Consider the following 19,919-nt stretch of genomic DNA (forward strand, 5'->3'; position numbering starts at 1 on the left):
GAGCCGGCCAGAAGCAACCCGAAAATTCGCCCGATCATGATGCCTCCGCGTCAGTTCGGTGACGCGTCTATGTGCCGTGCGTGACGCAGCGGCGTCAGCTTCATGACGTTTCTGTTACATCCGCCCGGGGGAGGTAAACGCTGACCTCGGTTCCGGTTCCGATCGTGCTGGCGATCTCCAGCCGCCCGCGGTGGCGCAGGACGATATGCTTGACGATGGCGAGGCCGAGGCCGGTGCCCCCGACCTGACGGCTGCGGCTGGCGTCGACCCGGTAGAAGCGCTCGGTGAGGCGCGGGATATGCTCAGCCTCGATCCCTTCGCCCTGGTCGATCACCGAAAGGCGGACCATTTCTCCGTCCGGCGCGATCCGGACGCGCACCGGCGTGCCGGGCCGGCCATATTTGAGCGCGTTGACGAGGAGATTGTTGAGCAATTGCGCGAGCTGGCCGCGGTCGCCGGCGACGCGCGCGCCGCTCGCCTCGTTCTCCAGCACCAGCTTGCGCCCGCTAAGCAGCGGCTTCAGCGCCACCTTCGCCTGCTCGACGAGGGACACGAGGTCGACCGTCTCGCGGGGGAGGGCGAAGCGCTCCGCCTCGATCCGCGACAGCGACATGAGGTCGTCGAGCAGGTCGCGCATCCGCGTCGCCTCGTCGAACATGATCTTGAGAAAGCGCGCGCGGGTTTCGGCGTCGCCCCCCGCCTCGTCGTCCTGAAGCGTCTCGAGGAAGCCGAGCAGGGTGGCGAGGGGCGTTCTCAGTTCGTGGCTCGCGTTTGCAACGAAATCGACCCGCATCTGCTCCGCCGCCCGGGCCTGGCTCTGGTCGACGAGACGGACCAGCCGGCTGCCGTCGCCGAGCGGGGCGACGCTCATCAGCCAGGGTCGGCTGGCCTCGCCGAGGCCGATGATTTCGGCGTGGAGCTTTTCCTCCTGCGCCGGGTCGGCGGGCGGCCCGGCGAGCCGCTCGGCGGCGGCCGGGTGGCGGATGGCGAGGCGGACGTCGACGCCCTCGATATGGGCGCCGAGCAGCGCGCGCGCCGCGTCGTTGGCCGCCGCGACCTTGCGGTCGCGGACGATCAGCACCGGCTCCTCGAAGGCCGCGAGCAGGCTGGCGCGCGGGTCGCCGGGCTCGACATCCGCCGCGGCGCCGGCCGGCGCCTGCTGCTCGTCGGAGGCTCGCCGGCCGAGCGCGAGCGCGATCACGGCGCCGAGCAAAGCGGCGGCGAATCCGACAAGCAGGTAAGAGGTCATCCGCGCTCCGTCCCGATGCGGGACGCGGCTCCGCCCCCCGCTCGCTATGCCCCGGCTTTACCCTTATTAAATGGCAGGCGTGTATCGGATTTTTCATGAGCGGCACTGACGACAGCAAGGCAGCAGCGGGCGATCTCGTCCCCAGCCGGCGGACCGTCCTCTTCATGGGCGCCGCCGCGGCCTCGACCGTGGTCACGATCCGGCCGGCGCTCGCCCAGACGGCGGGCTCGGTGCTCAATTGCGAAATCCCAGTCCCCGGGCCGCACGCGGCGGGCAACCATATCGCCGCCGACGGGAGTCTGGTCGCGCCCGGTACGCCCGGCGCCGTGCCGCCGCTGGCGCGGCCGCTGCGCGGCGAGGAAGCGCGCGTGCTGCTGCGCGGCTCGACGCCGCCGGGGGTCAATCCGCAATCCGCTCAGGCCTATGCCAATTACATTCGGCGCCTGCAGTCGGGGATGAGCGGCTTCACCTGCTACGCCTCGCTGCAGATGCCGCGCTGATCCGGGCGGGCCGCTGATGGCCGCCCCCCGCTACATCGCCGATCCGGAAGGGGCGCTCGCCTGCGTCGCGCTCGACGGCCTCTCCATCCTGTTCCACGCGCCCTCGGGCACGACCCATATCGTCGCCCCGCCCGCGCCGGAGATCCTCGCAGCCTTGCGCGAGGGGCCGGCGGACGTGGCCGAGTTACTGGCGCGGCTCCAGGCGCGTTACGATTTCGAAGACGAGATCGGGAATGATGTCGTCGCGGCGCGGCTCGACGAGCTCGAGCAGGCCGGACTGGTGCGCCGGGCATGAGGCACCAGCTCGCCTTCCAGGTCGGCCCGGTCGCCTTCCGCGTCGGTTCCGCCTGGCGCGCGCCGCTCGATGCGCTCGCCAGCCTCTACGCCGCCTATCCGGCGCCCGAGGACGGGATTTGCGACTTCACCGTCCGGCTCGAACCCGAAAAGCCGTGGCGGCGCTGGGTCCGGCCCTCAGTCGCGATTCACGGCGACTATATCCTCCCCGACGCCGCGCCTCTGCCGCTCGCCATGGGGCTCCTCGCCGCCGAGATGGGCATGAACCTGCAGATGGCGCTCGGCCAGAAGCGCTTCCTCCTGCTCCATGCCTCGAGCGTAGAGAAGGACGGCCGCGCGCTGATCATGACCGGCGAATCGGGGGCCGGAAAATCGACGCTTGCCGCCTTGCTCGGCGAACGCGGCTGGCGGCTGATGGGCGATGAATTCGCCCTGCTCGATCTCGACGACGGCCGCCTCAGGCCGTTCCCCCGCGCGATCAGCCTCAAGAACGGCGCGATCCGGGTGATGGAGGGTGAGGTGGCGGCGGAGCGATTCGGTCCCGCGCTCGAAGGCACGCCCAAGGGCACGATCCGTCACCTCCGTCCCAACGCAGAGGCGCTGGCCGGGATGGGCGAGGCGGCCAAGCCTGCCCTGATCCTCTTTCCGCGCTTCGGCGAGGCCGAGGCGGTGCGGCCCGTCGGCCAGGCCGAGATTTTCATGCGCTTGACCCAGGCCTCGACCAATTACGTCTCGCTCGGCCGCGCCGGCTTCGATGCGCTGGCCGGGCTGGTTGCGGGCTGCCCGTCGGCGGCGATCGACTATCCCGATACCGACACCGCGATCGAGCTGGTCGAAGAGCTCTGGCGCGAGGCGGCATGAAGGACGCGCGCCTCCTCGTCCGCGCACTGCGCGATCCGGATTCGGTCGGCGAGTGCGACTGGTCGGCGCTGATCGCCGCCGCGCGCGCCGAGCAGTTGATCGGCAGCCTCGCTTTCCGCCTTGAGGGAAAAGCGGTGCCGCCCCGCGTCGAGGCGATCCTCGCCGCCGCCCGCCGCGACGCCGCGCAGGCGCGGACCCAGGCGCTGTGGGAAGCCGAAATGGCGCGCCGCGCCACCGCGGACCTCAATGTGCCCATGATCCTGCTCAAGGGCACCGCCTTCCACGCCGCCGGCCTCGACGCGAGCGTCGGCCGCTCGGTCGGCGATCTCGACATTCTCGTCCCGCGTGACCGGATCGAAGAGGTTGAATCGGTGCTGATCGCCGCCGGCTGGGAGCGGATGAAAGCCGCCGACGGCTATGACGATCAATATTACCGGCGCTGGATGCACGAGCTGCCGCCGCTGGTGCACCGCACCCGCGACCGGATGATCGACGTCCATCACACCATCCTGCCGCTCACCGCCCGGCCAAGACCCGACGCCACCGCTTTGATCGCCGACAGCGTCGTTCTGGAGAACGGCCTGCGCATCCTCTCGCCCGAGGACATGGTGATCCACGCCGCCGCCCATCTCTTCGCGGATGGCGATCTCGCGGGGGGCCTGCGCAACCTCTGGGACATCGACCGGCTGCTCCGCCAGTTCGCCGCCGCCGACCGCGATTTCTGGACGAAGCTCGGCTGGCGCGCGGAACGGCATCAGCTTCGCGCCGCCGTCGCGCGCGCCGTCACCCTGTCGCGCGATCTCTATGCGACGCCGGTCCCGCCGAGCTGGCGGACGCGGCGCGTGACCGATTCGCTGTTCCGCGCCCGGCTGCTCGCCCGCAACGGCTGGGGCCAGGAGAAGCGCAAGTGGCTGCGCTTCGCCTTCTATTTGCGCGGCCACTGGCTGCGCATGCCGCCGCTGATGCTCGCCCGCCACCTCTGGATCAAGGCGACGCGCTGAGGTGGGCGGGTTGCGCGGTCCGGAATAGCCGTGCATCCTGGCCTGGGCTCGCAACTCAAAGGAGCGCACCATGTTGCGCCTGCCCACCGCTCTCATCCTCTTCGCTCTCGCCGCTCCGGCCGCCGCCCAGGCGCCGGCCGAGTCGCAACTCGATTTCCTCGCCGGCGAATGGACGTTGCACGATGCCGCCGGCGCTGAGATCGGGCGCTCCCGCGTCGTCGTCCAGGCGCCGGCAGCGATGCTCTACGAGGAGCGCCGGGTCGGCGAGCGGGAGGCGCAGCCGCTCTGGTTCGCGCGCTTCGAGCGGGACGGGGGTTGGACCCAGTTGTTCGTGGGCGCCACCGACATGGTCCGCGAATTCCGTCCGGTCTCGCCGCCCGGCGCCTGGCCGCTGGTTCTCGGCGGCGACGTCACGCTGCGCGACGGCACGCCGGTCCGCTTCCGGATGACGATGACGCGCGTGTCGGACGACGAGAGCGGCCGCATTCTCGAAATGTCGCGCGACAATGGCGCGACCTGGAGCACGACCTTCGACTATCGCTATCGCCGCGCGCGCTAATCCGCCGTCGATGAACGTCAGGCGGCCTGGTGGGTCGCCTGCACGGCCTTGATCCGCGCCTCCTGACGCGCCTCCTTCTCGACCGCCGCCTCGCCGCCGCGCGTCTCGTGGAAGAGATCGAGGGCGGCGAGCTCGTTGTGGTTGAGCGGGCGGATGGCGAGGTCGCTATAGTCGTAACGCGCGGGGTCGTTGACGACCCGCTTCAGCAGCTGCTTCGCCTTCCGGAAGCCGCGCCAATAATTCCAGCCTTTGCGCGCGCACTCCAGGACGAAATTGGGATAGAAGAGGATGGCCGGCTCGATCGGCAGCGTCGGCCGGCGCGATTTGCGGCGCTTGCGGCGGACCACGCCGCCTTCCAACGTGTGCACCCGCTCGTTGAAGTAGAGCAGGCTGAACTCGATCAGATATTGCAGCGCCTTTTTCGGCCTCCCGCCCTGCAGCCGGGCATGGCGCCGGGTCACGGTCTCCATATGCTCCCAGGTAAAATAGGCGTCCCAGGCGGCCTTGTACGCATCGTCCCATTCCGCGTCGGACATGGTGTCGTGGTGAGAGACGCGGTGGTGGAGATCGTATTTGTTGAGGTCCGGGTCCATCCAGGCGCCGGCGTCGAGCAGTCTGCGGTGGTCCTCGGAGCCGGGAAGCGGGGTCAGGAAAAAGAATTCGAGGATGTCGACCGGCAGCTCGCGCTTGATGATCTCGATGTCGCGCAGGATCGATTCCTTGGTGTCGCCGGGAAAGCCGAGAATGTAGCCGGCGAGCGTGAAGATGCCGCGCTCGTGGAATTGCTGGAAGAGGTGGCGATATTCGGTGATCTTGTTCTGCCGCTTGTTGGCGGCGAGCAGATTGTCCGGATTGATGTTCTCGAGACCGACGAAGGCGCGCGTCACCCCGGCGCGCTTTGCCTTGTCGATGAAGTTGGGAATCCGGTGGCAGAGCGTATCGACCTGGATCGTGAGATTGGCCTTGAGCCCGTCCTCCTCGCGCAGCTTGATCAGCCGGTCGAAGAAGCTCTCCCAATCCTTGTTGCGGGCGAGATTGTCGTCGGTGATGAAGAAGGCCTTGATTCCCTGTGCCAGATTCTCGCGGATGATCCCTTCCAGATCGTCGGCGGTGCGGAACCGGCTCTTGCGACCCTGGACGTTGATGATCGTGCAGAAGCTGCACTGGAATGGGCAGCCGCGGCCGAGGTCGAAGCTCGACCACTGGCCCGAATTCCGCTCAAGCGATCGCTTCGGCATCCACGGGACGGGAACGTTGGCGATGCTGGGCAGGTCCTTGAGGTAATTGTAGATCGGCTTCAGCTCGCCGTTCCAGGCATCGACGAAGACTTGGTCGAGCCGCCCCTCCTCGGCCTCGCCGGCGAAGAGCGAGCAGCCCATGTCGAGCGCTTCCTGAATCTCGGCCGGGATGTCCTTGAGCATCGACAGGCAACCCGAGACGTGGAAGCCGCCGATCACCACCGGCAGACCGGCGGCGCGGAACTCGCGGGCGAGGTCGAGCGCGTGGTGGAACTGGTTGGACTGGACGCCGACCAGGCCGATCAAAGCCTTCGCCCCGCGCTTCCTGATGTCGCGGATGATCTTAGCCGGCACGACATGCTGGTTGCACTCGTCGATCGGGAACTGGTTGATGCGGACGTCGGGGCCCAGCACCCGCCGTTCGGCGGCGTCGCGCGTCAGGCCGTTCAGCGCGGCGAGCGAGTTGGAGGGGAGGATCGTCCGCCACCAGACGATCGGATAGCCGTCGTCGTCATAGTGCGACGGCTTGATCATCACGAAGTCGAAGGTCTCGACCTGATCCCCCATGGGCCGAGCATAGCTCGTTGCCGGTCGGGGCGCCAGCGCTCCATGTCCGGCCAAGGCTATGGAAATGGCAAGGTTTCCGTGGCAGTGGGCGCGACGGGATGGGAGCCGCATGACGACGAGGCCGTTGGCCGCCGTGATCCTCGCCGCCGGCAAGGGCACGCGGATGAAATCCGATCTGCATAAGGTGCTGCATCCGATCGCGGGGCGGCCGATGCTGCTGCATCTCCTCGCCGCGGTCGACGAACTCGGCCCCGCGCGCAAGGTCGTGATCGCGGGGTCATTGAAGGAGCAGGTCGAGGCCGTGGTCGCGCCGCTCGGCGCCGACGTGGTCGTGCAGGACCCGCAGCACGGGACGGCCCATGCCGTCCGGCAGGCCGAAGCCGCGCTGGCCGGCTTCGAAGGCGATGTGCTGATCCTCTACGGCGACGTGCCCTTCGTCAGCGCCGAGACGATGCGCAAGATGATCGAGCGGCTTCATGCTCCCGACGCGCCGGCGGCGACTGTTGTCGCCTTTCGTCCGCAGGATCCGTGGCGCTACGGCCGAATCGTCGCTGGGCCTGACGGGATCATCGAAAAGATGGTCGAGTGGAAGGATGCGAGCGAGGAGGAGCGCCGTATCGACCTGTGCAATTCGGGCATGATGGCGGTGCGTTCCGTTGACTTATGGCCGCTGCTTGCTCGCGTCGGGAACGACAATGCTGCGGGTGAATATTATTTGCCCGACATCGTCATGATCGCGCGCGATGACGGACGTTCCTCCGCCGTGATCGAGGTCAGCCCGTACGAATGCGCAGGCGTCAACACCCGCGACGAGCTGGCCGAGCTGGAGTGGCGCTGGCAGGTGATCCGTGGGGCCGAGATGATGATGGACGGGGTGACCTTGATCGACCCGCGGAACGTCTGGTTCGCGTACGATACGAAGATCGGACGCGACACGATCATCGAGCCGAATGTCTTCTTCGGTCCCGGGGTCACGATTGGCTCTGGAGTGCGTATTCGCGCCTTCTCCCATCTCGAGGGCGCCACCGTCGCCGACGGCGCACAAATCGGCCCCTTCGCCCGGCTTCGGCCCGGTGCCGAAATCGGCGAGGAGGCCCGCGTCGGTAATTTCGTCGAGGTCAAGAAGGCCGCGCTCGGTAAGGGCGCCAAGGCCAATCACCTCGCCTATCTCGGCGACGCGGAGATCGGCGCGGGCGCCAATATCGGCGCCGGCACGATCACCTGCAATTATGACGGCTTCTTCAAATATCGGACGGTGATCGGGGCCGGGGCCTTCATCGGCTCGAACAGCGCGCTGGTCGCCCCCGTGACGATCGGCAAGGGCGCGCTCGTGGCCGCCGGCTCGGTGATCGTCCGCGACGTCGCTCCGGACGCGATCGCCCTCGCCCGGGGCGAGCAGACCGAGAAGCCCGGCCTCGCGAAACGCTTCCGGGACGCAATGACAACGAAAAAGAAGAAACAAGCGTAACCATGTGTGGAATCATCGGAATTGTCGGCAATGAGGCGGCGGCGCCGCGGCTGATGGACGGCCTTAGGCGGCTCGAATATCGCGGCTATGATTCGGCGGGCATCTGCACGCTGGTCGACGGCGCGCTCGAGCGCCGCCGGGCGGAGGGCAAGCTCGACAATCTCCGGCGCGAGCTCGACGCCGCGCCGCTCCCCGGCAGCATCGGCATCGCCCACACCCGCTGGGCGACCCACGGCGCGCCCACGGTCGGCAATGCCCATCCGCACGTCGTCGACGGCGTCGCGGTCGTCCACAACGGCATCATCGAGAATTTCAAGGCGTTGCGCGAGGAGATGCAGGCCAAGGGCCGCGTCTTCTCGAGCGAGACCGACAGCGAGGTCGTCGCCCATCTCGTCGCCGACCAGCTCGGCCAGGGCAAGGACCCCGAGGCCGCGGTCGCCGCCGTCCTGCCTCGCCTCCACGGCGCCTTCGCGCTCGCGATCCTGTTCCGCGATCACCCTGGAATGATCGTCGGCGCCCGCGTCGGCGCCCCGCTCACCGTCGGCTATGGCACGGATGAAAACTATCTTGGCTCGGACGCCATCGCCCTCGCCGCGTTGACCCAGCGCATCGCCTATCTCGACGAAGGCGATTGGGCGGTCGTGACCCATAACGAGGTCCGCCTCTTCGACAAGGACAACAATCCGGTCACCCGCGAAACGGTCGAATCCGGCGCGAGCGCGGTGCGCATCGAAAAGGGCAATCACGCCCACTTCATGCAGAAAGAGATTTTCGAGCAGCCGATGGTGGTCGCGCAGACGCTTGGCTCGTACCTGCGGCCGCTCGAGCAGAAGGTCGCGCTGCCGCAGATGGATTTCTCCTTCGCGCCGGTGCCGCGCGTCACCATCGTTGCCTGCGGAACCAGCTTCTACGCGGGCATGGTCGCCAAATACTGGCTTGAGCGCTTCGCCCGCGTGCCCTGCGACCTCGATGTCGCGAGCGAGTTCCGTTACCGCGATCCGGTGCTTGAGGCGGGCGGGCTCGCGCTCTTCATCTCGCAATCGGGCGAGACCGCCGACACGCTCGCCGCGCTTCGCCATGCCCGGGCGCAGGGGCAGAAGATCGCCGTCGTCGTTAACGTGCCCACCAGCTCGATGGCGCGCGAGGCGGACCTGCTGCTCCCCACCCATGCCGGCCCCGAGATCGGCGTCGCGTCGACCAAGGCCTTCACCTGCCAGCTCGCCGTGCTCGCCGCGCTCGCCGCCAAGGTCGCGCGCGACAAGGGCACGATGAGCGAGGCGGAGGAGCGAGAGATCGTCGCCCACCTCACCGAGGCGCCCGCCGCAATCAACGCTGCGCTTGGCCATGACGACGAGATTCGCGAGATGGCGCCGGTCATCGCCGCGGCACGCGACGTCCTCTATCTCGGCCGCGGCCAGGATTATCCGCTCGCCCTCGAAGGTGCGCTGAAACTGAAGGAAATCAGCTACATCCACGCCGAAGGCTATGCCGCGGGCGAGATGAAGCACGGCCCGATCGCGCTGATCGACGACAATGTCCCGATCATCGTCATCGCGCCCTCCGGGCCGCTCTTTGAGAAGACCGTGTCGAACATGCAGGAGGTGCAGGCGCGCGGCGGCCGGGTCGTCTTGATCTCCGACGCGGAAGGGATCGCCGAGGCGGGCGAGAAGGCGATCGCGACGATTGAGATGCCGAAGGTCCACCCGCTGATCGCGCCCCTCGTCTATGCGGTCCCGGTTCAGCTCCTCGCCTATCACGTCGCGGTCGCGAAGGGCACGGACGTGGACCAGCCGAGAAACCTCGCGAAGAGTGTGACCGTCGAATAGCTTCAGTTCCGTTGCCAGCCGAGCCTCGCCTGCTATCCCTGCAGCCAAGGGGGCTGCCCGTGCGTTCGATCCGTTCCTTGCTGACTCGAATCGCCTGCCTGTTGGCGGCGTCTCTTGCCGTCGGCGCGGTCGCCCAGCCGTCCCGGCCCGCGCCGCCCTTCGCGCCGGCCAAGGCCGGCGAGCGCACCATCTATCGCGGCGCGACTTTGATCGACGGGACGGGCGGACCGGCCCGGCGCGACATGGCGGTGATCGTCAACGGGCCGCGGATCGAGGCGGTGGTTCCGGCAGCCGAGCTCGCGCCCGCGCAGACTGAAGGCGCGGCGATCGTCGATCTTCGCGGCCGCTTCCTCCTCCCAGGCCTGATCGACAGCCACCAGCATCTCGCGACGCCGCCCAACCGCGCCCAGGCCGCCGCTCTGATGCGGCGCGCGCTCTACACCGGGATCACCGCGGTGCGGATCATGGCGGACGATCTGCGCGCCATCGCCGAGCTAGACCGTGAGGCGCGTGCCGGCGAGATCGCCGGGCCCGACCTCCATTTCGCCGCGATCTTCGCGGGACCGAGCTTCTTCGAGGACCCGCGCACCGCGGCGGCTGCGGCGGGTTTCGCGCCCGGCACGGCGCCGTGGATGCAGGCGGCAGACGAGACCACCGATCTTCCCCTCGCCATCGCCCGCGCGCGCGGTACCGGCGCGATCGCGATCAAGATCTACGCGAACCTGCCGCCGGACATGGTTCGCAGCCTCACCGAGGAGGCGCACCGCCAGGGTATGCAGGTCTGGGCGCACGGCATGGTCTTTCCGACCCCGCCCGCCGAGGTCATCGCAGCACGACCCGACGTGATTTCCCACACCTGCTACCTCGCCTATCAGCTGATGGACGAGCGGCCGCAAAGCTACCAGGCGCGTTCGCCGATCGATCCCGCGCCCTTCGCGGGCGGCGACAATCAGGTGATGACGCGCATGTTCCGCGACATGGGCCGGGCCGGAATCATCCTCGATCCCACGTTGCGCGTCTATCGCGAGGTCGAGCGCCGCGCGACGCCCGAACGGCCGCCTTACTGCACGCTCGATCTCGCCGCGCGGCTCACCGCCCAAGCCCATCGCGCCGGCGTCCTGCTCTCCGCCGGGACCGATGGCGACACGCCACGGGATGCGCCTTATCCCGCTCTCTTCGACGAGCTCGAGCTGCTCGTCGAGCGCGCCGGCCTGACCCCGCTCGAGGCGATCCGCGCCGCCACCCAGATCGGCGCGATGACGATGGAGCAGGGGCAGAATATGGGCGTCGTCGCCGAGGATTATCTCGCCAACCTCGTCGTGCTGGAGCGCGACCCCACCGCCGACGTTTCGAACATGCGCAGCGTTCTCTTCACGGTGAAGAACGGCCGCCGCTTCGACCGCGCCGACTACCGCCCGATCAGCTCCGAGGAGATGCCGGATGAGGATTGATGTCTCAAAAACCGGGGCCGGCTCGGGCATTTCGGCGCTTGCCTTGATTGCGATTGCCACCGGGCTTGCGCTTATTTCAATGCTGCAATCGGCTTTCTGGCTCGATTATGGCGGCTCGACAGTGCCTTGGCTGGGGCTGCTCAAGGCGCGGCTCGGCGAATGGTATATCTATTCGCTCTTCTTCCCCTTGCTGCTCGCGTTGGCGCGGCGTGTTCCGTTGACGGCGGCGGATTGGTCTCGCGCGCTGCCTCTCTATCTCTCGGCAAGTCTGGCGCTGCCCGTCGCCAAGGAGGCTATGTTCGTTGTCGTAGGCAATTGGTTTCGTCCCGGCGTATTTCGGCTCGGGGAAATTCTCGCCGAGGATTATGCCTCGGAAATCTTCACCTTCTGGGCGCTGATCGCCATCGCCCACGTTGTCGCCGCACGGCGCTCCGAAAAGGCGAAGCACGAATCCCCGAACCCCGCTCCTACCTTATTGGTGCACGAGGGTGCGCTGCGCCGCGACGTTCCCGCCGACGTGATTGATTGGATCGACTCGCAGGGCAATTATGCGAGGCTTCATACCGCGACCGGTCGTCATCTCGTGCGCGCGACAATGGGACATCTCGAACGAATGCTCTCGTCGGAATTCGTCCGCATCCACCGTCGCGCCATGGTGAGGGTCGACAATGTCGTTGCAGTCGAGCGCCGTCCACGCGGAGGGCTAGCCGTCATACTGCGATGCGGGACAAGGATTCCGGTGGGCCGCTCCTATCGGACAGCCGTCGGCGCACGCTTCGGCTGAACCCTTCGTCACTTTTCGGCGCCGTTCGTCACGCCCCGCTTGCCCACGCCAGGTTTTGGCGCGGACGTGTGGGCATGAGGTGGCTCGCCTTTCTTGCTTCCCTCTGGCTAACGGTTGACCCTGCGGCCGGAGCCTCGGGTCGCCGGATCGACGCGGCGACGATTGCCTCGGTCGTCGATCCGCTGATCGAGGCCGAACTCCGCACGACCGGTATGCCCGGCGCCGCATTCATTTTCGTGCGGGATGGCCGCGTCGTTTACCGCCGCGGCTACGGCTTCGCCGATGCTGCCGCAGGTGTGCCGGCCGATCCGAATCGGACGGTCTGGCCGATCGCGTCGATCACAAAGGTCGTTACCGCGATAGCCGCGCTCCAGCTCGTGGCTCCGGGCAGAATCGGCCTCGACGAGGATATCAATCCTCATCTTCGCCGCGTTCTGGCGCCGGCCGACCCACAAGTGCCGATGACCCTGCGGCATTTATTATCCCATAGGACCGGCCTGGACGAACTGCCCGGGCGCCAGTTCGACGGCGCAAGCCGGCCCGATATGGCCACCTTCTTGAACACCCGCCTCAGACGCTACCGCGCACCCGGCCGGGCGACTGCCTATTCGACTTACGGAATCATGCTCGCGGGGCTCCTCGTCGAGGAGCTCAGCGGCACGCCGTACGAGACCTATGTCACGGACAATATCTTGCGGCCGCTCGGCATGAGTCGCAGCCGCTTTATGATTCGGCGCGGAGACGAGCGCGGCATCGCCCAGGGCTATGAGCTGGACGATGTGCAGGCACGACCGGTGCCGCACGAATTCTATGTCAGCGCACCGGCGTCCTCGATGGTTGCGACGGCGGACGACATGGGCCGGCTGCTTCTCACCCTGCTTGATGAAGGGCGGACGCCACGCGGAGGCCGTCTTCTTCCTGCACCCTTGGTCCGCGCCATGTTCGAGCAGCAGGTGACGATTCATCCGGCACTGCCGGGCTGGGGACTCGGCATGCAGCTCGATCTGGCGAACGGCGTCAGGATCGCCGAGCATGGCGGAGACATTGGCGGCTTTTCCGCGCTTTTCGTGCTGTTTCCGGACGAGAATGCCGGATTCTTCATCGTCAATCATGGCGAAGGAAGCGATTTGCGATTCCGCGTGCGTCAAGCTTTGCTCGACCGATTCTGGCCCGGCGCGCCCCGTCCGGTGCCACAGGCCCGGCCTGAAGATGCGCCGCGTCTCGCGCAATATGGCGGGCGCTACCTGTCCAGTCTGGCCTGTCGGTCCTGCCCCGAAGCAGCGGGCCAGGTCTTTATCCTGACCGCCGCGGAAGATGGAACGCTGCGTTTCTGGGGCCAGCGCTGGCTGCCGCTTGGGGAGGACCTGTTCGTCCGCGACGACGGGCAGCGCCTGCTCGGCTTCTCCCGCCATGCCGACGGCCGGATCGCGTCGATCAGCGGCGGCTCTTGGCGGGTTGCCGATCGGATCGACTGAATCGCTCGCCAAGCGCGCGTCCTTCGGCCATGACCGGGCGATGAGCGAAGTCCATCGTCGCGCCTTTCTCGCCGGGCTCGGCGCCGCCGCCTTGCCCTTGCCTGCCTTCGCGCAAGGCGATCCCGCCGACCTCCTCATCGTCAACGCGCTGGGCGGCTTCGGCGACTCCAATCGCCCTCCCGACTCGGGCCCGCGCCGGCGCGAGCTCGACGCGCGCGTCCTCGCCGATGCCCGCGCCTCTGGCATGGACGCGGTCAACGTCACCCTGGGTTACGTCGCCGGCGAGATGGAGCCGTTCGAATATACGGTGCGCGAGATCGCCTTCTGGGATTCGCGCCTCCGAGCCCACCCGGATGCGCTCCTCAAGGTCTTCGCCGCCGCCGACATTCTTCGTGCGCGGGCGGAGCGGAAGATTGGCGTCATCTACGGCTTCCAGAACAGCGCGATGTTCGGTGAGGATGCGAGCCGCGCGCGCATTTTCGCGGACCTCGGCGTGCGGGTCATCCAGCTCACCTACAATCCCGCGAACGCCGTCGGCGACGGCTCGATGGCGCCGGAGAATCGCGGGATCACGCCGCTGGGCCGGCAGGTGATCGAGGCGCTCAACGAGAGCCGGATCATGGTCGATCTCTCGCACAGCGGCGAGCGCACCTGCCTCGAGGCCGCGCGTCATTCGCGCGTGCCGATCTCGATCAACCATACCGGCTGCCGCGCGCTCACCGATCTGCCGCGCAACAAGAGCGACGCGGAGCTTCGCCTCGTCGCCGAGGGCGGCGGCTTCGTGGGCATCTATTTCATGCCCTTCCTCAGCCCCGACAGCATCGCTGAGCCGGAGGACGTCGTCGCCCATATCGATCATGCGGTGAACGTCTGCGGCGAGGATCATGTCGGGATCGGCACCGACGGCGGCACTACCGCGGTCGACGACATGACCGCCTATCGCACCCGCATCCGCGAGGAGATCGCCGAGCGCCGCGCCGTGGGCATCGGCGCGCGCGGCGAGAATCCGGACACTTTGCCGTTTGTCGAGCGCCTCTCCGGGCCCAACCAGTTCCGCGACCTCGTCGGTCTGCTCGAGCGGCGCGGCTATTCGAGCAGCCGGATTGAGAAGATCATGGGGCGCAATTTCGTGACCTATGCGCGGGAGGTCTGGGGCGGATGAGCGAACAGGCTATCGCCTTCTTCCAGATGATCGTGCCGGTCGGGCTGGCGCTGATCATGTTCAGCATGGGCCTGACGCTTCAGCTCCGCGATTTCGGCCTGGTCCTGAGGAGCGGGCGGCTGGTGAGCGCCGGCCTCGCCGGTCAGCTCGTCGCTTTGCCGCTGCTCGCGCTCGCGATCGGCGCGCTGTTTCAGCTGCCGCCGGAGCTGGCGCTCGGCCTGTTCATCGTCGCGATCTGCCCTGCCGGAACAACTTCCAACGCGCTCACCTTCGTCGGCCGCGGCAATGTCGCCCTCGCCATCGTGCTGACCGCGCTGACCAGCCTCGTCACCGTATTCAGCATCCCCTTCCTGCTGAGCTGGGCCTTGCCCTGGTTCCTCGCCGGCACGCGCGAAGTGCCGAGCATCTCGATCCCGACGACGATGCTGCAGCTCTTCACGATCACGGTGCTGCCGGTGTCCCTGGGCATGATCGTCAGGCATTTCCGGCCCGCGCTCGCCGAGCGGATGGTGCCCTGGCTCCGACCCACCGCCTTCGTCGTCCTCGTCGCGGTGATCGGACTTTCGGTCGCGGTCGCCTTCGAGATGGTGCTCCGTAACCTCGCGGGCGTCGGTCCCGCCATCTGGGTGCTCAACGTCATGGGCATGGCGGCCGGCCTCGCCATCGGCCGTGCGATCGGGGTCGGGCGGCGCGATTCGATGACCCTGGCGATCGAGATCGGCGTGCAGAACGTCACCCTCGCCATCTTCTTGACGCTGACCGTCCTCGATAGCCTCGAGCTCGCGGTCACGCAGAACATCTACGGCGTGATCATGCTCCTGAATGGCACCATCCTGATCCGGCTGCTGCGGCGGCGGATCGCCGCCGAGACATGAAGCTCAAGCTCGTCTCCGCCGAGGAGGTCGCCCGGCTGCTCCCTTATGCCGAGTGCATCCCGCTGATGCGCGAGGCGATGATCGCCTTGTCGCAGGGGCGCACCCACCAATTGTTGCGCAGCATCCTGGACCTGGGCGAGGGCAATGCCTTTGGCGTCATGCCCGGCGCGTTCGAGGGCGGCGCTTTCGGCGCCAAGCTGGTCAGCGTCTTCCCCGGCAATTTCGCGCTCGGGAAAATGTCGCACCAGGGCGTCGTCATCCTCTTCGATCCCGAAACCGGCGCGCCGAGCGCAGTTGTGGAGGCCGGTGAAATCACCGCCATCCGCACCGCCGCCGCTTCCGCCGCCGCCACCGACGCGCTCGCCCGGCCCGACGCCTCGCGCCTCGCCATCCTCGGCTATGGCGAGCAGGCACTGCGCCACGTCTTCGCGATCCGCGAGGTACGCGCGATCGAGCGAGTCACGATCTGGGGCCGCTCGGGCGAGCACGCCCGCGCCTTCGCCGAGCGGGTCGGCGGCGAGGCGACGGCCTCGGTGGCGGACGCCGTCGCCGAGGCGGACATCGTCTGCACCGTCACCGCCGCCCCGGAGCCGATCCTGTTCGCCGATCAGGTCGCCGAGGGCACGCATATCAACGCGGTCGGCTCGAGCCGCGCCGGGCCGGTCGAGATCGATCCGGCCCTGGTCGCCCGCGCCCGCTTCTTCGCCGATCACCGCGCCGGCGTGCTCGCGCAGGGCGCCGAGTTCCTCCGCGCCAGGGAACTGGGCCTGATCGACGATTCGCACGTCCTCGGCGAGATCGGCGACGTCATGGCCGGCACGCTCCCCGGGCGCACGTTCGCGAGCGACATCACCATCTACAAATCGCTCGGCAGCATCGTTCAGGATCTCGCCGCCGCGCGGCACATCCTCGCGAAGCTGGGACCGTGAATTGCTTCGTCGCCCGGGTCTGGTAACCGGTGTCATTCTGTGCCAAGATCATGCCGATCAGCTGCCGAAAGAGCGGCGCTCACGGGACTGGATACGGGTGCGGATGAAGGCGCGCGAAGGACAATTCGAGAGCGAATCGGGGTGCGCGTAAACCGCCGGACCCTGCTCGCGGGGCTCGCCTCGCTTGGCCTCGCCGGCTGCGGCGGCAGCCGCGACCGGCTGTTCGGCACTGACACCCACCCGGCCGACTATCCGACCGTGCGCGCCTTCCGCCATTTCGGCGACCTGATCGCCGAACGTACCCAGGGGCGGCTGCGGCTCACTCTATTTCCCGGCGGCCAGCTCGGTGCCGAGCGTGACACGCTAGAGATCACCAGTTTCGGCGGGCTCGATCTCAACCGGGTCAATCTCGCGCCGCTCAATTCGATCGAGTCGCTCACGATCGTGCCGTCGCTGCCCTTCCTGTTCGAGAGCGAGGCGCATATGCGCCGGGCGCTCGACGGCGAGCCGGGGCGGCGCGTGCTCGCCTCGCTCGAGCCGCATGGGCTGATCGGCCTCGCTTTCTACGATTCCGGGGCGCGCTCCTTCTACAATGCGCGCCGCCCGATCCGCACGCCCGACGATCTGCGCGGCATGAAGATCCGAGTCCAGAATTCCGACCTCTACGTCGCGATGATCCGCTCGCTTGGCGCCGATGCGACGCCGATGGATCTGGGGGAGGTCTATCAGGGGCTCGTCCAGGGTGTCGTCGACGGGGCGGAGAACAATTGGCCGTCCTATGAGAGCGGCCGCCATTTCGAGGTCGCGCCTTATTACAGCCTGACCAACCATGTGATGGCACCCGAGGTGCTGCTCATGTCGAAGGTGCGCTGGGACCGGCTGAGCCCGGCGGACCGCGAGGTGGTGATGGAGAGCGCCCGCGATTCGGTGCCCTATATGCGCGGCCTCTGGGACGCGCGCGTGGCCTCGGCGCGCGAAGCGTTGCTCGCCGCGGGCGTGCGCGCGAACCTGGTCGATCCCGCGCCCTTCCGCGCGCGGATGCGACCGGTCTGGGAGAGCTTCGTCACGACACCGGCGCAGCGCGAGCTGGTCGCGGCGATCGTCGCGATGGGAGAGGGCAGTGCTTGACCGGCTCAAACGGGTGAACGCCGCGGCGAGCGCGGCCTTGCTCCATCTCGGCGCGGCCGGGTTGGTGGCGATGACCGCGATCATCGGCTGGCAGGTGTTCGGCCGCTACGTGCTCAACTCCAGCCCCTCCTGGGCCGAGCAGGCGGCGCTGACCCTGATGATCTGGTTCGTCTTCCTCGCCGCCGCCGCCGGCGTGCGCGAAGGCTTCCACATCCGCATCCTTGCCGTGCAGAGCGCGGTCTCGCCCCGGCTGCGCGGCCGTCTGCGCCTCCTCGCCCATCTCGTCGTCGGCGGCTGCGGCGTCGCGCTCGCCATCTGGGGCGGCGAGCTGGTCGCGCGGACCTGGAGCCACGTCATCCCGACGCTCGGCCTGCCGCGCGGCGTCGCCTATCTGCCGCTGCCGGTTTCGGGCCTGCTCATCGTCTTCTTCACCGCCGAGCTCATCCTGGAGGATGCGCGCGGCGAAGAGAGCGCGGACGCCCGGGAGGAGGACGCGCGATGGAGCTGACCGTCCTCCTGCTGACGCTCGCCGTCCTGCTCGCGCTGGGCGTGCCCGTCGCCTTCGCGCTGCTCGGCGCGAGCCTCGCCGCCTTTTTCGTGCTCGATATCCCGCTCGTCGTCGCCTTCCAGCGGATGGCGGCGGGGGTGAGCGTCTTCAACCTGATGGCGATCCCCTTCTTCATCTTCGCTGGCGACCTCATGTACCGGGCCGGGATCGCGACGCGGCTGGTGCAGGTCGCGGAAGCGATGTTCGGCCGCGCGCGGGGCGGGCTTGGGCAGGTCAATGTCGGCGCCTCGATGCTGTTCGGCGCGGTCTCCGGCTCGGCGATCGCCAGCGCCTCGGCGATGGGTTCGACCCTGATCCCGCTGATGAAGGAGAAGGGCTACGACACCGATTATGCGGTGAACGTGACCGCGACCGCGGCGATCGTCGGCCTGCTCATCCCGCCCTCGCACAACATGATCATCTACGCGGCCGCCTCGGGCACGGGCGTGTCGATCGGCGATCTGTTCCTCGCAGGGATCGTGCCCGGAATCCTCACTGGACTGCTGCTGATGGTCGTGGCCTGGATGGTGGCGGTGAAGCGCGGCTATCCGGCCGGGACCTTTCCGGGCTGGCGGCCCTTCCTGCGCGCCGCGACCTTCGCCATCCCCGGGCTGATGACCGCGATCATCATCATGGGCGGCATCCTAAGCGGCATCTTTACGCCCACCGAGAGTTCGGCGATCGCGGTCATCTATACGATCCTGATCGGTTTCTTCGTCTATCGCACGCTCGACTGGCGGCAGTTTCTCGCGGCGGCGCTGCAGTCGGTGAAGACGACCGCGATGGTGCTGCTAATCATCGCCGCCGCCACCGCCTTCGGCTTCGCGCTCGCGATCCTCGAGGTGCCGGCGGGAATGGCGGGCCTGATCGGCTTTTTGACCGACAATCCGATCCTGATCCTGCTCATCGTCAATGTCATCCTGCTGCTGCTCGGCACCTTCATGGACATGGCGCCGCTGATCGTGATCACGACGCCGATTTTTCTGCCCGTGCTCGCGCCGCTAGGCATCGATCCGGTCCATTTCGGGATCATCATGATGCTCAATCTCGGCATCGGGCTGGTGACGCCGCCGGTCGGCTCGGTGCTGTTCGTCGGCGCTGCGGTGGGCGGGATTCCGGTCGAGCGCACGGTGAGGACGATCTGGCCGTTCTATGGCGCTTTGCTCGTCGCCCTGCTGCTGGTCAGCTACGTGCCCGAGCTGTCGCTGGCGCTGCCGCGCTGGTTCGCCACCTGAGGAGAGAAGAGATGAGGATGGCTATCGCCCTGGCGCTTCTCACCGCGACCGCCTGCGCCCGGCCGGAAGCGAACGAGGCTGCGCCGCAAGGCAACGCAGCCGAGAGCAATCGCGTCCAGACTTCGGGCAAGGTCGAGGTGCCGCTGGCCGAGGTTCCGGCTGAGGTGCTCGCAGCCGCTCAGGCGGCGCGGCCCGGTTTCGTCCCGGCCGAGGCCGAGGCGGAGACGCGCGAGGGGCGGCGCTATTTCGACATCGAGGGCCGCACCGCCGAGGGCGCCGAGATCGAGTTCGACATCATGGAGGAGAATGGCGTCTGGCGCGTCGTCGAAACGCAGCGGGACATCGACTTCGCCGCCGCGCCGCCGCCGGTCCAGGCCGCCGCGCGCGGCGCCGACCCCGCGCTCGCCCCGACCCGCGTCATCGAAAGCGTCCAGGCCGACGGGCTCGTCATCTACGAAGTCTATCAGGGCGAGCGGAAGCTCGAGGTGCGCTGGAACGGCCGGGTGGCCGACGTGCTCACCCGCGAGTGGGCGCACTGAGCCTTATTCGGGGCGGGCGGCCACCAGGTCGCAGCTGACCGAGAGGCCGTCGCAAAAACGCGCTTCGATCCGCTGGCCAGGACGTGCGTCGTGAACGCCGGTCACCGCGCCGGAGGATATCCACGGGCCCGGCGCGAGCGCGATGCCGCGTCGCGCCATCAGCTCGAACAGGAAGCGGGCGGCGCCGATCGCTCCGTCGGGAAATGTGGCGGCGCGACCGGTGCCGACGAC

Annotated in this window: 19 protein-coding genes and 1 pseudogene; 17 read left to right on the top strand and 3 right to left on the bottom strand. The window is 68.0% G+C overall.

Annotation, left to right across the window (positions count from 1 at the left end; all coding sequences use genetic code 11):
• Positions 1-100: 100 nt before the first annotated feature.
• Positions 101-1,249 (bottom strand): ATP-binding protein, encoded by a 1,149-nt coding sequence (locus tag ACT4N8_RS11735; RefSeq protein ID WP_444858310.1) that lies wholly within the window; start codon positions 1,247-1,249, stop codon positions 101-103.
• 95 nt (positions 1,250-1,344) lie between these two features.
• On the opposite strand from ACT4N8_RS11735, the gene ACT4N8_RS11740 reads away from it, so the two are divergent.
• From ACT4N8_RS11740 to ACT4N8_RS11760, 5 genes are all read left to right on the top strand, one after another.
• Positions 1,345-1,749, top strand: coding sequence for a hypothetical protein (locus ACT4N8_RS11740; RefSeq protein ID WP_444858311.1), 405 nt, complete (start codon positions 1,345-1,347; stop codon positions 1,747-1,749).
• Between the two features lie 16 nt (positions 1,750-1,765).
• Positions 1,766-2,044, top strand: coding sequence for an HPr-rel-A system PqqD family peptide chaperone (locus tag ACT4N8_RS11745; RefSeq protein ID WP_444858312.1), 279 nt, complete (start codon positions 1,766-1,768; stop codon positions 2,042-2,044).
• Positions 2,041-2,904, top strand: coding sequence for an HprK-related kinase A (locus tag ACT4N8_RS11750; RefSeq protein WP_444858313.1), 864 nt, complete (start codon positions 2,041-2,043; stop codon positions 2,902-2,904). The genes ACT4N8_RS11745 and ACT4N8_RS11750 overlap by 4 nt, the downstream gene beginning before the upstream one ends.
• Positions 2,901-3,905 carry a nucleotidyltransferase domain-containing protein gene (locus ACT4N8_RS11755; RefSeq protein ID WP_444858314.1) on the top strand — a complete coding sequence of 335 codons (1,005 nt, stop codon included), beginning with the start codon at positions 2,901-2,903 and terminating at the stop codon, positions 3,903-3,905. Before ACT4N8_RS11750 ends, ACT4N8_RS11755 begins: the two co-directional genes overlap by 4 nt.
• 70 nt (positions 3,906-3,975) lie before the next feature.
• Entirely contained in the window at positions 3,976-4,464 is a 489-nt protein-coding gene (locus ACT4N8_RS11760; RefSeq protein WP_444858315.1) for a hypothetical protein, read from the top strand.
• Between the two features lie 17 nt (positions 4,465-4,481).
• On the opposite strand, the gene ACT4N8_RS11765 is transcribed toward ACT4N8_RS11760, so the two are convergent.
• Complete coding sequence (locus ACT4N8_RS11765; RefSeq protein WP_444858316.1) at positions 4,482-6,269, bottom strand: B12-binding domain-containing radical SAM protein; 1,788 nt, start codon at positions 6,267-6,269, stop codon at positions 4,482-4,484.
• A gap of 109 nt (positions 6,270-6,378) precedes the next feature.
• On the opposite strand from ACT4N8_RS11765, the gene glmU reads away from it, so the two are divergent.
• From glmU to ACT4N8_RS11825, 12 genes are all read left to right on the top strand, one after another.
• The gene (gene glmU / locus ACT4N8_RS11770) at positions 6,379-7,737 is read left to right on the top strand and encodes a bifunctional UDP-N-acetylglucosamine diphosphorylase/glucosamine-1-phosphate N-acetyltransferase GlmU (RefSeq protein WP_444858317.1); all 1,359 of its coding nucleotides are present in this window, start codon (positions 6,379-6,381) and stop codon (positions 7,735-7,737) included.
• Between the two features lie 2 nt (positions 7,738-7,739).
• Positions 7,740-9,563, top strand: a complete 1,824-nt coding sequence (gene glmS / locus ACT4N8_RS11775; RefSeq protein ID WP_444858318.1) for a glutamine--fructose-6-phosphate transaminase (isomerizing) — start codon at positions 7,740-7,742, stop codon at positions 9,561-9,563.
• A gap of 59 nt (positions 9,564-9,622) precedes the next feature.
• Complete coding sequence (locus ACT4N8_RS11780; protein ID WP_444858319.1) at positions 9,623-11,014, top strand: amidohydrolase family protein; 1,392 nt, start codon at positions 9,623-9,625, stop codon at positions 11,012-11,014.
• A complete protein-coding gene (locus ACT4N8_RS11785; RefSeq protein WP_444858320.1) occupies positions 11,004-11,798 on the top strand; it encodes a LytR/AlgR family response regulator transcription factor in 795 nt (264 codons plus the stop codon). Before ACT4N8_RS11780 ends, ACT4N8_RS11785 begins: the two co-directional genes overlap by 11 nt.
• 74 nt (positions 11,799-11,872) lie before the next feature.
• Entirely contained in the window at positions 11,873-13,273 is a 1,401-nt protein-coding gene (locus tag ACT4N8_RS11790) for a serine hydrolase domain-containing protein (RefSeq protein ID WP_444858321.1), read from the top strand.
• Between the two features lie 40 nt (positions 13,274-13,313).
• Entirely contained in the window at positions 13,314-14,435 is a 1,122-nt protein-coding gene (locus tag ACT4N8_RS11795; RefSeq protein ID WP_444858322.1) for a dipeptidase, read from the top strand.
• Entirely contained in the window at positions 14,432-15,310 is an 879-nt protein-coding gene (locus ACT4N8_RS11800; RefSeq protein ID WP_444858323.1) for a bile acid:sodium symporter family protein, read from the top strand. The genes ACT4N8_RS11795 and ACT4N8_RS11800 overlap by 4 nt, the downstream gene beginning before the upstream one ends.
• Entirely contained in the window at positions 15,307-16,239 is a 933-nt protein-coding gene (locus tag ACT4N8_RS11805) for an ornithine cyclodeaminase family protein (RefSeq protein WP_444858324.1), read from the top strand. The genes ACT4N8_RS11800 and ACT4N8_RS11805 overlap by 4 nt, the downstream gene beginning before the upstream one ends.
• A gap of 141 nt (positions 16,240-16,380) precedes the next feature.
• Positions 16,381-17,367 (top strand): TRAP transporter substrate-binding protein, encoded by a 987-nt coding sequence (locus ACT4N8_RS11810; protein WP_444858325.1) that lies wholly within the window; start codon positions 16,381-16,383, stop codon positions 17,365-17,367.
• Positions 17,360-17,875, top strand: a complete 516-nt coding sequence (locus tag ACT4N8_RS11815) for a TRAP transporter small permease (protein WP_444858326.1) — start codon at positions 17,360-17,362, stop codon at positions 17,873-17,875. The genes ACT4N8_RS11810 and ACT4N8_RS11815 overlap by 8 nt, the downstream gene beginning before the upstream one ends.
• Positions 17,866-19,149: a TRAP transporter large permease gene (locus ACT4N8_RS11820; protein ID WP_444858327.1), complete on the top strand. Its 1,284-nt coding sequence runs from the start codon at positions 17,866-17,868 to the stop codon at positions 19,147-19,149. Before ACT4N8_RS11815 ends, ACT4N8_RS11820 begins: the two co-directional genes overlap by 10 nt.
• A 17-nt stretch (positions 19,150-19,166) precedes the next feature.
• Positions 19,167-19,688 (top strand): hypothetical protein, encoded by a 522-nt coding sequence (locus tag ACT4N8_RS11825; protein ID WP_444858328.1) that lies wholly within the window; start codon positions 19,167-19,169, stop codon positions 19,686-19,688.
• A 3-nt stretch (positions 19,689-19,691) separates the two neighbouring features.
• On the opposite strand, the pseudogene ACT4N8_RS11830 reads toward ACT4N8_RS11825, so the two are convergent.
• Positions 19,692-19,919: pseudogene (locus ACT4N8_RS11830) on the bottom strand (2-keto-4-pentenoate hydratase); the annotation flags it as partial.

It is taken from the genome of Sphingosinicella sp. (genome assembly GCF_052387495.1).
Classification (GTDB): Bacteria; Pseudomonadota; Alphaproteobacteria; order Sphingomonadales; family Sphingomonadaceae; genus Allosphingosinicella.